Origin of the sequence: Enterococcus sp. DIV0436a (assembly GCF_051711605.1) — a bacterium.
GTDB lineage: Bacteria > Bacillota > Bacilli > Lactobacillales > Enterococcaceae > Enterococcus_B > Enterococcus_B faecium.
On sequence record NZ_JBIONA010000001.1, the window covers coordinates 604,140 to 618,079 of the forward strand.

The 13,940-nt window shown below is 37.8% G+C and carries 13 protein-coding genes and 2 pseudogenes; 13 read left to right on the forward strand and 2 right to left on the reverse strand.

What is annotated here, in order from left to right:
• Positions 1 to 109: 109 nt before the first annotated feature.
• The 8 genes and pseudogenes from IGL15_RS02800 to IGL15_RS02835 all read left to right on the forward strand — a co-directional run.
• Positions 110 to 337 (forward strand): winged helix-turn-helix transcriptional regulator, encoded by a 228-nt coding sequence (locus tag IGL15_RS02800; protein WP_002293846.1) that lies wholly within the window; start codon positions 110 to 112, stop codon positions 335 to 337.
• Between the two features lie 122 nt (positions 338 to 459).
• Entirely contained in the window at positions 460 to 786 is a 327-nt protein-coding gene (locus tag IGL15_RS02805; protein ID WP_002293844.1) for a nucleotide pyrophosphohydrolase, read from the forward strand.
• 67 nt (positions 787 to 853) lie between these two features.
• On the forward strand, positions 854 to 1,567 hold the full coding sequence (locus IGL15_RS02810) for a class A sortase (RefSeq protein WP_002293843.1): 714 nt from the start codon (positions 854 to 856) through the stop codon (positions 1,565 to 1,567).
• A gap of 309 nt (positions 1,568 to 1,876) precedes the next feature.
• Positions 1,877 to 2,728 carry a BglG family transcription antiterminator LicT gene (licT, locus tag IGL15_RS02815; protein WP_002291144.1) on the forward strand — a complete coding sequence of 284 codons (852 nt, stop codon included), beginning with the start codon at positions 1,877 to 1,879 and terminating at the stop codon, positions 2,726 to 2,728.
• A 120-nt stretch (positions 2,729 to 2,848) separates the two neighbouring features.
• Positions 2,849 to 4,714 carry a beta-glucoside-specific PTS transporter subunit IIABC gene (locus IGL15_RS02820; protein ID WP_002296194.1) on the forward strand — a complete coding sequence of 622 codons (1,866 nt, stop codon included), beginning with the start codon at positions 2,849 to 2,851 and terminating at the stop codon, positions 4,712 to 4,714.
• Between the two features lie 13 nt (positions 4,715 to 4,727).
• A pseudogene (locus tag IGL15_RS02825) lies at positions 4,728 to 6,171 on the forward strand (glycoside hydrolase family 1 protein).
• A 107-nt stretch (positions 6,172 to 6,278) separates the two neighbouring features.
• The gene (locus IGL15_RS02830) at positions 6,279 to 6,980 is read left to right on the forward strand and encodes a GntR family transcriptional regulator (protein WP_002293839.1); all 702 of its coding nucleotides are present in this window, start codon (positions 6,279 to 6,281) and stop codon (positions 6,978 to 6,980) included.
• Between the two features lie 161 nt (positions 6,981 to 7,141).
• Positions 7,142 to 7,618 (forward strand): annotated as a pseudogene (locus IGL15_RS02835) (PTS fructose transporter subunit IIC); the annotation flags it as partial.
• Between the two features lie 397 nt (positions 7,619 to 8,015).
• Here IGL15_RS02835 and IGL15_RS02840 read toward each other — a convergent pair.
• The gene (locus IGL15_RS02840; RefSeq protein WP_002296192.1) at positions 8,016 to 8,225 is read right to left on the reverse strand and encodes a phenylalanyl-tRNA synthetase subunit beta; all 210 of its coding nucleotides are present in this window, start codon (positions 8,223 to 8,225) and stop codon (positions 8,016 to 8,018) included.
• Positions 8,226 to 8,465: 240 nt separating this feature from the next.
• Here IGL15_RS02840 and IGL15_RS02845 point away from each other — a divergent pair, with 240 nt between their 5' ends.
• From IGL15_RS02845 to IGL15_RS02855, 3 genes are read left to right on the forward strand one after another with little or no spacing between them, the layout of a single operon-like run.
• Entirely contained in the window at positions 8,466 to 9,041 is a 576-nt protein-coding gene (locus IGL15_RS02845; RefSeq protein WP_002293608.1) for a TIGR00730 family Rossman fold protein, read from the forward strand.
• Positions 9,041 to 9,481, forward strand: a complete 441-nt coding sequence (locus IGL15_RS02850; RefSeq protein ID WP_002293607.1) for a nucleoside 2-deoxyribosyltransferase — start codon at positions 9,041 to 9,043, stop codon at positions 9,479 to 9,481. The genes IGL15_RS02845 and IGL15_RS02850 overlap by 1 nt, the downstream gene beginning before the upstream one ends.
• Before the next feature lie 15 nt (positions 9,482 to 9,496).
• On the forward strand, positions 9,497 to 10,198 hold the full coding sequence (locus tag IGL15_RS02855; protein ID WP_002293834.1) for a deoxynucleoside kinase: 702 nt from the start codon (positions 9,497 to 9,499) through the stop codon (positions 10,196 to 10,198).
• 487 nt (positions 10,199 to 10,685) lie between these two features.
• On the opposite strand, the gene IGL15_RS02860 is transcribed toward IGL15_RS02855, so the two are convergent.
• Positions 10,686 to 11,111 (reverse strand): hypothetical protein, encoded by a 426-nt coding sequence (locus IGL15_RS02860; RefSeq protein WP_002293832.1) that lies wholly within the window; start codon positions 11,109 to 11,111, stop codon positions 10,686 to 10,688.
• Between the two features lie 374 nt (positions 11,112 to 11,485).
• Between IGL15_RS02860 and IGL15_RS02865 the strand changes: the two genes are divergently transcribed.
• Together IGL15_RS02865 and IGL15_RS02870 are read left to right on the forward strand one after the other, a co-directional pair.
• Positions 11,486 to 12,457 carry a LacI family DNA-binding transcriptional regulator gene (locus tag IGL15_RS02865; protein WP_002293830.1) on the forward strand — a complete coding sequence of 324 codons (972 nt, stop codon included), beginning with the start codon at positions 11,486 to 11,488 and terminating at the stop codon, positions 12,455 to 12,457.
• A 31-nt stretch (positions 12,458 to 12,488) separates the two neighbouring features.
• Positions 12,489 to 13,886, forward strand: a complete 1,398-nt coding sequence (locus tag IGL15_RS02870; RefSeq protein WP_002293829.1) for a glycoside hydrolase family 1 protein — start codon at positions 12,489 to 12,491, stop codon at positions 13,884 to 13,886.
• The last annotated feature ends 54 nt before the right edge of the window (positions 13,887 to 13,940 follow it).

Consider the following 13,940-nt stretch of genomic DNA (forward strand, 5'->3'; position numbering starts at 1 on the left):
CCACGATCGTCAAAATGCTAACTGCTTTGCTTACACCAGATAAAGGGAAGAGCAATATCGCTTATTTTAGGCGTGGAGAAGCAAGCAAATCCCTACGATCACAAAAAAAATGCTGACCCAGCAGTTAAGAGAGTTAGAACAAGATGAAAGTATCCATCGAAAAGCCTATAACCAAGTCCCGCCTAAAGTAGAGTACTCGCTCACCGAAGAAGGAAAATCATTAAGAGAGATTCTAGTAGCGTTGTCTGTTTGGGAAGAAGAACGTATCGAAAAACAAAAAGCCTCAAGGGAAGAAGACACGCTACTGCATACACATGGTGGCTACCTAAATTATTGATTTTCTATGACATTTATTTTAAATAAAAGAAAACAGGAGTTTTTTTAAAAGCATCATCTATTTTTTATGTAAAAAAATGGTATGATTAATCAAGTAAGAAGTGATTGGAAGAAGGCAAGCAAATGAATAGTATGGAAAAAGTCAACCAGTTTAGAGATGAACGTAATTGGCGACAATTTCATAACGAAAAAGATTTGGCTATCTCTATTTCTTTGGAAGCATCTGAATTGTTAGAACTTTTTCAATGGAAAACGCCGGAAGAAGTAAAAGAAACACAATTAGAACGAATCAAAGAAGAACTGGCAGATGTATTGATCTATTCATACATGATGGCAGACAACCTTCACCTGGATCTAGATGAGATCATTGAAGAAAAATTGATCAAAAATAATTTGAAATATCCTGTAGAAAAAAGCGCAGGTGTACGAAAAAAATACACAGAGTTGTAGAAATGTGTCATTCGGCTGTTGGAAAGAGCAAAAGAAAAACAGTAAAATGAGTCTGGAGGGAGAGAAAATGAAAAAAAAAGGAAAAGCAAAAAGATGGCTAGTCAATATCCTCTTGTTCCTCTTGTTATTAGTAGGACTAGCTTTGATTTTCAATGAACAGATCAAGGATTATCTTGTCAGAGAGACAGGAGATAAATATGCTATAGCGAATGTAACAAAAGAAGATCTGAAAAAGAATAACGATAAAGATGTCAGTTTTGACTTTGATGCGGTAGAACCAATGACGACAGAAGGGGTCATGAGGTCGCAAATGAGAGGAACAGATCTACCAGTGATTGCTAGTATCGCAGTCCCTTCAGTTTCAATCAATTTACCGGTTTTCAAAGGCTTGGATAATACGTCACTACTTTACGGAGCAGGAACATTATCTCCAGATCAAGAAATGGGAAAAGGAAATTATGCCTTAGCAAGCCATCGTGCAACGAACCCTGAATTGCTGTTTACACCGCTAGAAAATTTAGAGATGGGTGCCAAGATCTATTTGACAGATTTAGAAAATGTGTATACATACAAAACATTTTTTAAAGAAAAAGTTGCTCCTACAGATACCCAATTACTGAATGAAGTCGAGGGAAAAGAAATTGTCACACTAATTACTTGTGGCGACATGGACGCCGTCACGCGACTAGTTGTACAAGGAGAACTGGAAAGTGTTACATCGATAAAAGATGCGACAGATGATATGAGATCTGCTTTCAATCTAGAGACAAAAACATTTTAGGATACTGGGACATAAGTCGTTACAGATTAAAAACAGCCAAAGGATATGAATCGATAAGGAAAAACCAATTTGCTGAAAAAAAGAGAAACGCAAAGAGGTGCATCTCTGATTTGGTTGTTTTCTAGATAGACTTGTGTTCCAGTTTTTTTATTTTTTATATGAAAAGGCTTGCATAAATAAAAATTCGATGGTATGATGATTTTGAATAAGAAATGGATTGTTACTGTACGGCAGGCAAAACCAGAATTCAGCTAAGAAACAGTAGGCGAATTCTAGGTTTTTTTATTTTTCTTGAGAGGGCGAAGCAAAATGAAAATTGATAAAATTTTGAATAACAATGTCGTCATTTCGAAAAATGGATTCGGGGAAGAAGTCGTTTGTATGGGAAAAGGACTAGCTTTTCAAAAAAAGATTGGGGACGAGATTTCGCCAGAAGCGGTCCAAAAAGAATTTGTTTTAAGAGATTCTTTTGCTAAAAACCAATTCCAGCAGCTGATGGCTGATATTCCGGCAGAGGAGATCGAATGGGTCAAACAAGTAGTCGAACTGGCTGAAGATAAACTAAAAGTTGAATTTTCGCCTAATATTTATCTGACATTGACCGATCATCTTCATTATGCGATCACACGAGCAAAAGAAAATATCCAACTGCCTAATCCATTATTATTTGAAACAAAAAAATTTTATCCGAAAGAATATCAAGCAGCGAAAGAGGCTCTTTTGTTCGTGAAACAAAAGACGGGTGTGGAACTTTCTGAGGATGAAGCCGGTTTTATTGCCTTTCATTTTGTGAATAGCCAACAAGGAAACGAAGACATGCAAGTGACGATGACCGCTACCACAATGGTAAGAGATATACTGAGTATCATCAGTAAATTCTTCGGCATCGTGTTCGATGAAGAATCTTTGAATTATCAGCGTATCATTACTCATCTGCAGTTTTTTGCCCAGCGTTATCTCAAAGGGGAAGGATCTGACGAGCAAGATGAATTTCTCTACGCATTAGTTCAAGGAAAGTATCCAAAAGCGTTTCATTGTGTCGAACGGATCAATGAGTATCTTCGACAAACGCAAAAACAGGAAATGGGGATCGCAGAGCAGATTTATTTAACGATTCATATTCAAAGAGTAGTAAGTGAGAAAAAAAGCATCCAATCATAAGGATTGTTACTGTATGGCAGGCAAAACCTGGATTGAAAAAATAGGTTCACGAATGTTTGTGACTGTTTTTTTCAATCTGGGTTTTTATTTTTTAAATAAAAAAGAAAGAAGGAAAAAACAATGGATAATCAAGCAGTTGGTCGTCGTGTATGGGAAGCGGTAGGAGGACAAAAGAATGTCAAAAGTTTAGTACATTGTGCTACGCGGTTGCGATTCAGATTAAAAGATGAATCTTTAGCAGATACGCAAAAGTTAAAAGAAGACCCGGACGTGATCCAAGTCGTACAAAGTGGCGGTCAGTATCAAGTAGTGATTGGCAGTAATGTAGCAGATGTTTATCAATCGATCGTGGATGAGGAAGGTCTTGCAGTTTCGGAGGATGGAAAAGAAGAGTCCAAAAATATTTTGAATCGTCTGATCGATATTATCTCTAGTATATTTACACCTTTTCTAGGGGCGATGGCAGCCGCCGGGGTATTGAAAGGATTCTTATCATTGGCAACGGTGATGGGCTGGCTGACAGCTGATAGCGGTACTTATCAAATATTGTTTGCTGCAGCAGATGGTGTCTTTACCTTCTTACCTGTCATGCTTGCTTTTACAGCAGCTAAAAAGTTCAAAGCCAACCAGTTTTTAGCAGTAGCAATTGCTATGGCACTTGTGTATCCAGCTATCACAGCAGTTGCTGGTGCGGGAGAAGCTATCAGTTTCTTTGGGATCCCAGTGATTCTTTCACCATCTGGTTATACTTCTTCTGTCATACCAATCATTCTAGCCGTATGGGTTCAAAGTAAATTAGAGCCATTCGTAAAAAAAGTGATTCCGCAATTTCTGCAAATGATTTTAGTTCCGCTTGTCGTTTTAGTAGTGATGGTTCCATTAACATTTCTTGCTTTAGGACCAATCGGGACGGTTGCCGGTAATGCTTTAGGCGGTCTCTTCAACTCGATTTATGGATTTAGTCCAATCGTAGCAGGTCTAATCATGGGAAGTTTATGGCAAGTATTCGTGATGTTCGGCATGCATTGGGGATTCGTACCGATCATGTTTTTGAATATCGAACAATATGGGTTTGATGTATTGATGCCAATGCTTCTTCCAGCCATCTTGGCACAAGGTGGGGCTGCTTTAGCTGTAGCATTGCGAACAAAAGATACGAAACTTCGAGCATTAGGGATTTCTTCTACAGTGACTTCGTTATTTGGAATCACTGAACCAACTGTGTATGGTGTGACATTACCTTTGAAGAAACCATTCATTGCCGCTTGTATTTCTGGAGGTATTGGTGGAGCTATTATCGGATTTTCCGGAGTAAAAGCTTTCTCCAGCAGTTTGGTCAGCTTATTGACGATTCCGACTTTCATTAATACGGTGGATGGTGTAGAGTCAAATGTGACAGTAGCAGTAATAGCTACAGGAATTGCTTTTGTTCTTGCATTCGTAGGTACATTGATTTTAGGATTTGACGAACAAACACAAGACAATCAATTAGAAAACAAACATGCGAATGCAGGAGAACCGATTACTTCAGCACGGCATACCTTAAAAAGTCCTTTAACGGGTAAAGTACTGCCATTGAGTGAAGTACCAGACCAAGTTTTTTCTTCTGGCGTGATGGGAAAAGGTATCGCTATTGATCCAGAAGTAGGAGAACTAGTTGCACCTGCAGACGGAGAGATCACGACTATTTTTCCAACTGGACATGCTGTAGGGATCACAACGACTGACGGAGCGGAGATTTTGATTCATATCGGGATGGATACAGTAGAATTAAATGGGAATGGCTTTGAGATCTTAGTCAAACAAGGGGATCTCGTCAAAGCAGGAGATTTATTGATTCGTTTTGACATCGAAGCAATTAGAGCAGCTGGCTATAGCGTAATCACTCCAGTTGTCATTACGAATACTGATGCATTTGCCGATATACTTGAATTAGACCAAAAAGAGATTATTGCAAACGAAGATGTTCTGGCAATTGTAAAATAAGGAGGAAATCAGGATGCAATCACGTTTTTCAGAAAAATTTTTATGGGGTGGAGCAACTGCTGCCAAATCAATTAGAAGGGGCTTATGATCGAGACGGAAAAGGACTATCCGTTGCAGATGCTATGCCTGGAGGTAAGCAGCGCTTTGCGATTATCGGCAGTGAAGAATTTGACTGGACGATTGATCAAGAAAAATATATTTACCCGAATCATCGAGGAATCGATCATTACGATCGTTTCAAAGAAGATCTTGCCTTGTTTGCGGAAATGGGATTCAAATGTTATCGTTTTTCGATTGCCTGGACACGAATTTTTCCAAATGGAGACGAAGGTACTCCTAACGAAGCGGGATTAGAATTTTATGATCAGCTGATTGATGAGTGCTTAAAATATGATATTGAACCTGTGATCACGATTTCTCATTACGAAATGCCTCTTCATTTGGCAAAAGAATACGGTGGCTGGAAAAATCGAAAACTGATCGACTTCTATGAACGATTTGCTCAGACAGTATTAGAGAGATACAGCAGTAAAGTCAAATATTGGATGACTTTCAATGAAATCAATTCGGCCTTTCACTTTCCAGCTTTAAGTCAAGGATTAGTAAAAAGCAATGGAGCAGGAGAGTACCAAAATATTTTCCAAGCATGGCATAATCAATTCGTTGCAAGTAGCAAAGCCGTAAAAATCGGCCACGAATTGCGTTCGGATATCCAAATCGGCTGCATGATTATCTATGCAACAACTTACAGCATCGATGCCAATCCAGTCAATCAGGCAGCAACAATGATCCAAAACCAAGAATTCAATTTTTTCTGCACGGATGTCCAAGTACGTGGAGAATACCCTGCATACACAGCGCGTACCCATAAAAAATATGGAGTCGATCCGGAAAAATTAGAGCAAACGGAAAAAGACTTCCAGTTGCTAAAAGAATATCCAGTGGACTACATCGGATTTAGTTATTATATGTCTACGGCAATCAATGAGACTGATCCACAAGCAGCAACTTCAGAAGGGAACTTGCTGGGAGGAGTAAAAAATCCGTTTCTTGAGGCAAGTGAATGGGGCTGGCAGATCGATCCAGAAGGGCTGAGAATCGCATTGAATGAATTATACAATCGTTACCAGAAACCATTATTCATTGTTGAAAACGGTCTTGGAGCCATTGATCATATGGAAGAGGATGGCACGATTATTGATGATTATCGGATCGATTATTTACGTCGTCATATCGAAGCGATGGCTAATGCAGTAGCAGACGGTGTAGATTTGATGGGCTATACGCCTTGGGGATGTATCGATCTTGTCAGTGCATCAACAGGAGAAATGAGTAAACGTTACGGCTTTATCTATGTGGATCTAGACGATGAAGGAAATGGGACACTGAATCGATCAAAGAAAAAATCTTTTGATTGGTATAAAGAAGTAATTGCCTCAAATGGCGTAAACTTGTAATTAAAGCAGCTGAATGAAAAAGAACACACTTCTCACATGTGATTTGTGTTCTTTTTTTATTTTTTATGTGCTATTCTTTTAGTAATAGTAAAGCAAAGGGTGACGTTATGAAAAGGACACGTGTACTATACTTGGAAGTCGCAGATAAAATTAAAGAAGATATTTTCTCAGGAAAATATCCAGTCGGTTCGATGTTGCCGACAGAAAGTGAATTAGAAGAACTGTTTCAAGTCAGCAAAATCACTGTCCGAAAGGCAATCGAACTGCTGGCATCAGATGAATATGTCGCAAAGAAAAGTGGTCGTGGGACGACGGTTCTAAGCAATCGTCCTTACAATCGATTATCCAAAGCGGCAAGCTTTACGCAAATCTTGGAGAACTCCCGATATGAAGTCCGGAAAGAAACGCTGGATTTGCAATTGGTCCATATAAAGAAGGAAGATCCTTTGTTTTCCTTTTTCGGTGAGCAAGCTGTTTGTTTTAAGCGCTTATATTATTTGAACAATCAGCCTTATATTTATTTTGTTCATTATCTTCCACAAGAAATGATGCAATTCAGCAGAGAAGAATTTGGCAAAGAATCTTTGTATCGTTTGCTGACGAAAAAAGGATATACTATTGACTCATTTTCTGATGATTTCTCGGCAGTATTTTTAACAGAAGAAGAACAAGGAATTCTGAAAACAGACGCACAGATCGGCATCAAACGGATACGGAAATCGTCTACGCAAATTGGGGAAATGATTGAATATTCGGAGGCGGTCTACCATACGGAGCTGCATCCTTACCATATTGATTATGAAACATAAATAAAAAAAGAGGTTGTGAAAAAGCTGCCCTGCATCAAGTAATAAGAACAGCCAAACAAAAATAGCTTCTCATATTTTTCGTTTGGTTAGGCTTATTACCGCAGATACACGGCTGTTTCTGGATTACCATTTATTCTGGATAAGGGGGTGTGGCACGATTTTCAGAAGGAATCTATGAACCAATCACTGTATTGATTTTAGCTTCGATGGTAACCCCATTCGGCTTGACGATCGCTTATTTCTTAGGGAAAATCATTCGTAAAAATATACTCAATCGTCAAGAAATCGATACATTGAAGACCGCTTTTCCTATGGGGATCTGTCAGATCACAGAGGGATGTTTCCCTATCGTATTGAACGACTTGGCACGCAATGTCATAGCAACGGGAGTCGGTGGGGCAGTAGGTGGCGGATTAAGCATGTTTTGGGGCGCAGATAGCCGTATTCCGGCATCGGGAATGTTTGCAGTCGCTACGATGACCAGACCATGGGCATTCATTGGTGCATTGTTAGCTGGTTCTTTTGTCACAGGAATAACCATTTTATTATTGAAAAAACCAGTAGATCCGAATGCAGAAATCATCCAAGAAGAAAAAGAGGAAGAAGACATATCTTGGGATGATTTGACAATTAGTTAGGAGAGGCAGAATGGATTACAAGAAAAAAGTACAATAGATGTACCTTGAGGCAGGAATGGTATGAAAGAATCAGAGTTAGAAAGAATCGAATATACAGATTTTGGTTTAGGAGCGATCGAAACTGTCCAGAGCATCGGCACCCTCCTTGAAATGACGATGAAGGAAAAATGAGAACCTTTCGTTGTCGAAAGGGTCTGGTATACCTTATGTCGAAGGAAAGGAAACAAAAAAACTTTCCTGTACTATTCCAAAAAGGAAAGAAAGTTATTATACAGTAAAAAAAGAAATTATTCTTCATGCTAGAGATCAGTACACGTTCGAGCCCAATATCAAACACTAGTTCCAGGCAGGCGCAACAGGTGCGGTTATCACTGAATTTTCTTCCAGCAGTGACGATTCAAGTGATATTTTTACAAATCCAGCTATTTATCGTTAACAAAAAGATTTTTAGGAGAAGCTGATGAACAAAAATGATCAAATTTTGATCGTTTAGTTCGTCGGCTTTTTTATTTAGAGAAACATCATTTATCAGTGAAACATAACACGAGAACAAAATGATTTTTTCGTTAATAAAAGAAACAAGTATTTGTTGTTTAAAATAATACACGTTATTGGCATATAGGACGAAATCCCAGTATCTTCTATAAGTAAGTCATTTCATATCGATGAAAACACGTTATTTATTTTTGTTTTATCTATAAAATAGCTGAAAAATGATTTTTTTCTAAATACTATATATAGTGGTGTCTATCCTATATACCACTAAAAAACTACAAAATCTAGTCTTTTATTTTAAAAAAACACGTGTAGAATGAAGATAGACTTTTGAGTTAGGGAGTGTTTTTTTATGAAACTTACTGTTTTTTGCGGTTCCCGTTTTGGTAATAAAGAAAGTTACAAATTTATTGCGCAAACGTTAGGAAAATACATGGCACAAGAAGAAATCGAACTGGTTTACGGTGGTTCATACTCCGGGATTATGGGAGTGATTAGTAAAACAGTACTGGAAAATAACGGAAAAGTCACAGGTATCTATCCGAATGGGCTTTTTGAAACTGAATTGCCTGGAAAAGATGTTACTACATTTATTCCTACAGAAACGATCGATGAAAGAAAGGTATTATTATTTGAAAAGGGAGATGCTGTCCTCGTTTTCCCTGGAGGTCTAGGTACATTGGAGGAATTCTCACAACTTCTTTCTTGGATAGCAATCGGTCTGACGCCCGACAAGCCAATCGGAATATTGAATATTGGCGGTTATTACAGCGGCTTGCAACAATTATTAGAAACTTTTGCAAAAGAGGATTTTATGGATAAAAAATGGTTGGATCAAGTAATCTTTTCCAACAATCCATTGGAACTGGTCAATGAATTACGAGCAGTATCTATTAAAAATCAGTTATTATTGAAGGAGGCAAAATAATGAGTCAAATATATTTAGCAGGACCATTTTTTTCAGAGGAGCAAATCGATCGAGTAAGTCGTATCGAAAAAGCGTTGGAGGAAAACAAAACAGTCACAAGTTTCTACTCTCCACGTCATCACCAAGAAAGCAATTATGAACTATTCAGCGCTGGATGGGCGCAGGAAGTATACGAAAAAGATATGGAAGAACTGACAAATGCAGAATTTGTTGTTGCTATCCTTGACTTTGAGCATCAAACAATCGATCCAGGAACGGCTTACGAATTAGGTGTGGCAACTATGTTGAAAAAACCGATGATCATTGTACAAGAAGAGACGGTACCTACGAACTTGATGATTACACAAAGTCTCCATACGTATTTAAAATCAGACCAAGCTGTACGTGAATATGATTTTGAAACATTGCCTGTTGAAACTTACGTAGGCGAGTACTTATAGAAGAGGAAGGGTTGTATGTCAGTGATTTTGATTTCAGGAACGATTGGTGCAGGTAAGAGCAGTTTGACGGATATGCTTGCAAAAGAGATTGATTCTAAACCATTTTATGAAAATGTCGAAGATAACGAAGTATTGCCGCTCTTTTATTCAAATCCTGAGCAGTACGCTTTTTTATTGCAAATCTTCTTTTTGAACAAGCGATTTTTAGCAATGAAAAATGCTTTAGTGAACGATGACAATGTGCTAGACCGATCCATCTATGAAGATAGCCTGTTGTTCCATCTAAACGCTGATTTAGGTCGGGTAACGGATATCGAAGTACAGCAGTACGATAGCTTATTAGATACGATGCTAAACGAGTTAGATGATGTTGCTCCAAAAAAACGGCCTGATTTGATGGTCCATATCAAAGTTTCTTTGGACACGATGCTAGAACGTATCAAAAAACGTGGGCGTGACTATGAACAGCTAGAAAGCGATGAGACGTTATATACCTATTATGAAACGTTGAACACCCGCTATAATCAATGGTATGAAGATTTTGATGTATGTCCTAAAATACAAGTGGATGGGGATAAATTCGATTTTGTAGAAAATCCAGAAGATGCAAAAAAGGTGATCCGTCAGATCCAAGAAAAATTAGCTGAATTGGAAGGAAAGCCTGCTGGAAAATATTTTACGGATAACCAGCATGCAAAAGGTCAAGAATTAGGCTAAAAATAAAAAACCAAACGACGGGAAAGAAAAATTACTACGTGATGTAGAATAAGCCTTTCTATCGTTTGGTTATTTTATATTCAAATATTTGAAATAAATAAATCTTTACTCTTTGATTTGTAAACTGAAATGATCCACTGTTTGTTTTACTGATGAAGCTTGATCAAAGGAAGAAGCTGAGTTTGAAGTTCATAAAAATCAGCCATAGTGAGTTTTGCTTGGATTTGTTTATCTTCTTCTACTTTTTACATAATTTTGAACAGGATAAGATTCAAATGTTTTAAATGAATCTTTGACTAGTTTGTGACAGTTGTCGCATATGCTCAAGCTTCCTTGGTCATTAAATTCTGTATGGATATTTTTGTTGTTATTACATGTACAATAATCAGGACTATCGATCATTCATTTCGTCTCCTTTACAATCATCTTGCTTCTTTACTATAGCAGAAAAGAAGGGGAGAAACAAAAGAAGATCCAACAGACGGCACTATAGACTGTAGATGTTGCCATCCTCATCCTTCAAACGGTAATTACCGATTTTTGTAAATATGACTGTTGTTTCTTTTTTATTTTCTTTTCCTGAAATAATATATTCGTCATCTTTGGTAGTGATCTTGATATCTGTCAGCACTGTTTTTTCTTCAGATGATTCAGAAGAATCAGTTCCTTGTGTCTGATACGTGCGTGTCCATTCCATTTTTTTATCTGTAAATGTCAACTGTCCCGCGGATAAATCCATATCTTTACGTACTTTTAGCGTATATACACTGTTGGTGATATCTGCTTTTTCCGCTTTTAAGACAGAAGAATCGGTTGTTTCGTCCGAGGATTGGTCAGAGCCGCCAAACAAATCACAGCCAGTCAATGTCAAAAGTCCCGCAGACAAAATAAATAGTACGATTAATTTCTTCAAAATACTTCCCCCATTTGATAGGATAAAGAAATTATACCATTGGAATGTAAAACTTCAAACGGATGGAAGAGAAAAACGCACAAAACACCCACAAATAGAGTAAATTTTAGAATAAAATTTTAAAAAGGCAAAAAATCCGCCACTTTCAGAAAGCGTTTTAAAAAAAGTGTTGCAATCTTTTAAAAAAATGCTATATTAAAAATGAACCGGTTCAAATACTTGTTTAAGTATAATTAATAGTGAGAGGAAGTTGCTCTACTGAAGACTTTAGTTATATGGATATTGATGACAAGCAACACTATGCAAAGAATGCGGTCATCATAATCGAACAACAAGAAAGAGAAATCAAATGTAACTGGCAGGAGTGAGAATGTATGGCATCGATCCGTGATGTGGCTAAGATGGCTGGTGTTTCAGTGGGAACAGTTTCCCGTTACTTGAATGGTCAGCAACTGAAGGAAAAGAACATGAAAAAAATAGCAGAAGCGATTTCAGCGTTGGACTATAAAGAAAACATCATTGCTAAAGGGTTGAAGAATAATCGAAGCTTCTCTATTGGACTTTTGATAAACGGGATTTCCAGCCGTTTTGGGTCGGAAGTTGTCTCAGGGATCGAAAGAGTAGCTGAAGAAAATGGGTATAGCTTATTATTAAGCGGGTTTGCCGATCAGCCAGAAAAAATTGAACAAAAAATTGAATACCTGATGAAGCATGTGATCGATGGGCTGATTGTCTTCTTATCCGAAGAAGAGTGGTCTGGATTTGAAATGCTCACAAAAATGAGTATTCCAGTTATCGCATTGAATTGTCCAGAAGGACCAGCAGGTATTGATACAATATTAGTGAATGATCGAGAAAGTGTAGCAAAAGTGATCGCTCATCATGGTGAACAAGGACATAAAAAAATCGGATTTATTGCTGCCACTCAAACAGACTACGTAGCAAGAGAACGTTTAGCAGGAGCCAAAGAAGCGGTCCAAAATGATCCATCGATCCAATTAGAGGTCTTTACAGGAGACTATTCTAGAAAAAGCGGCTATTACGGGGCAAAAGCATTATTAGAAAAAGGGGCAACTGCTATTTTTGTCAGCAATTACAATATGTCGATTGGTGCCATCGAATGTTTCAATCAAGAAGGTGTCAGAATCGGGAAGGATATTGCGTTCAGTCACTATGATTATTTAGATAAAAACGATCTGAGTATCCTTCCGAAAATCACGATCACGCCACCAACAGATAAAATCGGGGAACGAGCAGCAGAACAGCTGTTAAAACGAATCAAAAAAGAAGAGGAAGAAAATGAAAAAGTGATTGTGATGGAAAATATCATACATGGAATCAACTAAAACGAACTAAAAAAGAAAAAGAGGTGCTTTGATGAAAAAATATCAATTTCCAGCAAATTTTTGGTGGGGTTCTGCAGCAAGTGGCCCACAAACAGAAGGAAGGATTTCAGGCGATGGAAAAGGAGAGAACATTTTTGATTATTGGTACAAAAAAGAACCGCAAAAGTTCTTTGATCAAGTAGGACCTGAAAAAACCTCGCAAGTTTATACGAAGTATCAAGAGGATGTACAGTTGATGAAACAGACTGGGCATAATTCATTTCGAACATCTATCCAATGGAGCCGTTTGATACCTGATGAATCTGGAACAATCAACGAAGAAGCCGTTCGTTTCTATCATCGTTATTTTGATGAGTTGATTGAAAACGGTATCGAACCCTTTGTGAATCTGTATCATTTCGATATGCCGATGTATCTGCAAGAAAAAGGCGGATGGTTGAACCGAGAAACGGTTGAAGCCTATGAAAAATATGCCAAAAGTTGTTTTGAATTGTTTGGTTCGAAAGTAAAAAAATGGTTTACTCATAATGAACCAATCGTTCCAGTCGAAGCAGGTTATTTATATCGATGGCATTATCCAGAAGAGTCAGATATGAAAAAAGCGATCCAAGTTGGCTATCATGAAGCGTTGGCTTCAGCGTTAGCCATCAAATCTTACCATGAAATGGAGCAAGGTGGTGTTATTGGTATCATCTTGAATCTGACACCAAGCTATCCAAGAGACGAATCAAACCCTGAAGATGTTAAAGCAGCGCAAATAGCAGATGCGTTCTTCAATCGTTCATTCCTTGATCCAGCTGTAAAAGGCGAGTTTCCAAGTGAATTGATTGAGATAGTAAAAGAACTTGATCTCATGCCTGTGATCCATGCAGAGGATTTGACGGTTATCAAAGAAAATACAGTAGATCTTTTAGGTATCAATTATTACCAGCCACGCCGGGTAAAAGCAAAAGAAACACCAATCGATACTAAAAACGGTCCAATGCCTGAGGATTATTTCGACAATTATGAAATGCCTGGTCGTAAAATGAATCCTTATCGCGGATGGGAGATCTATGAACAAGGAATCTATGATATTTTGATCAATGTACGAGATCATTATGGAAATATCGACTGCTTTATTTCTGAAAACGGTATGGGTGTAGAAAACGAAGCACGATTTATCAAAGAAGATGGCATGATCCACGATGATTATCGGATCGAATTTGTCCAATCTCATCTGAAATATGTCCATCAAGCCATTCAAGAAGGTGCCAATTGTTTAGGCTATCATATGTGGACATGTATGGATAACTGGTCGTGGACCAATGCATATAAGAATCGATATGGCTTTATTTCAGTAGACTTAGCACAAGATGGAAAAAGAACAATCAAAAAATCGGGTCATTGGTTCAAAGACGTATCAGATAAAAACGGATTTGAGGCTTAAGAAAGAATAGTTGAGAGCAAATGCGTGAAATTCTCCATTCTTACCATTTTGTGA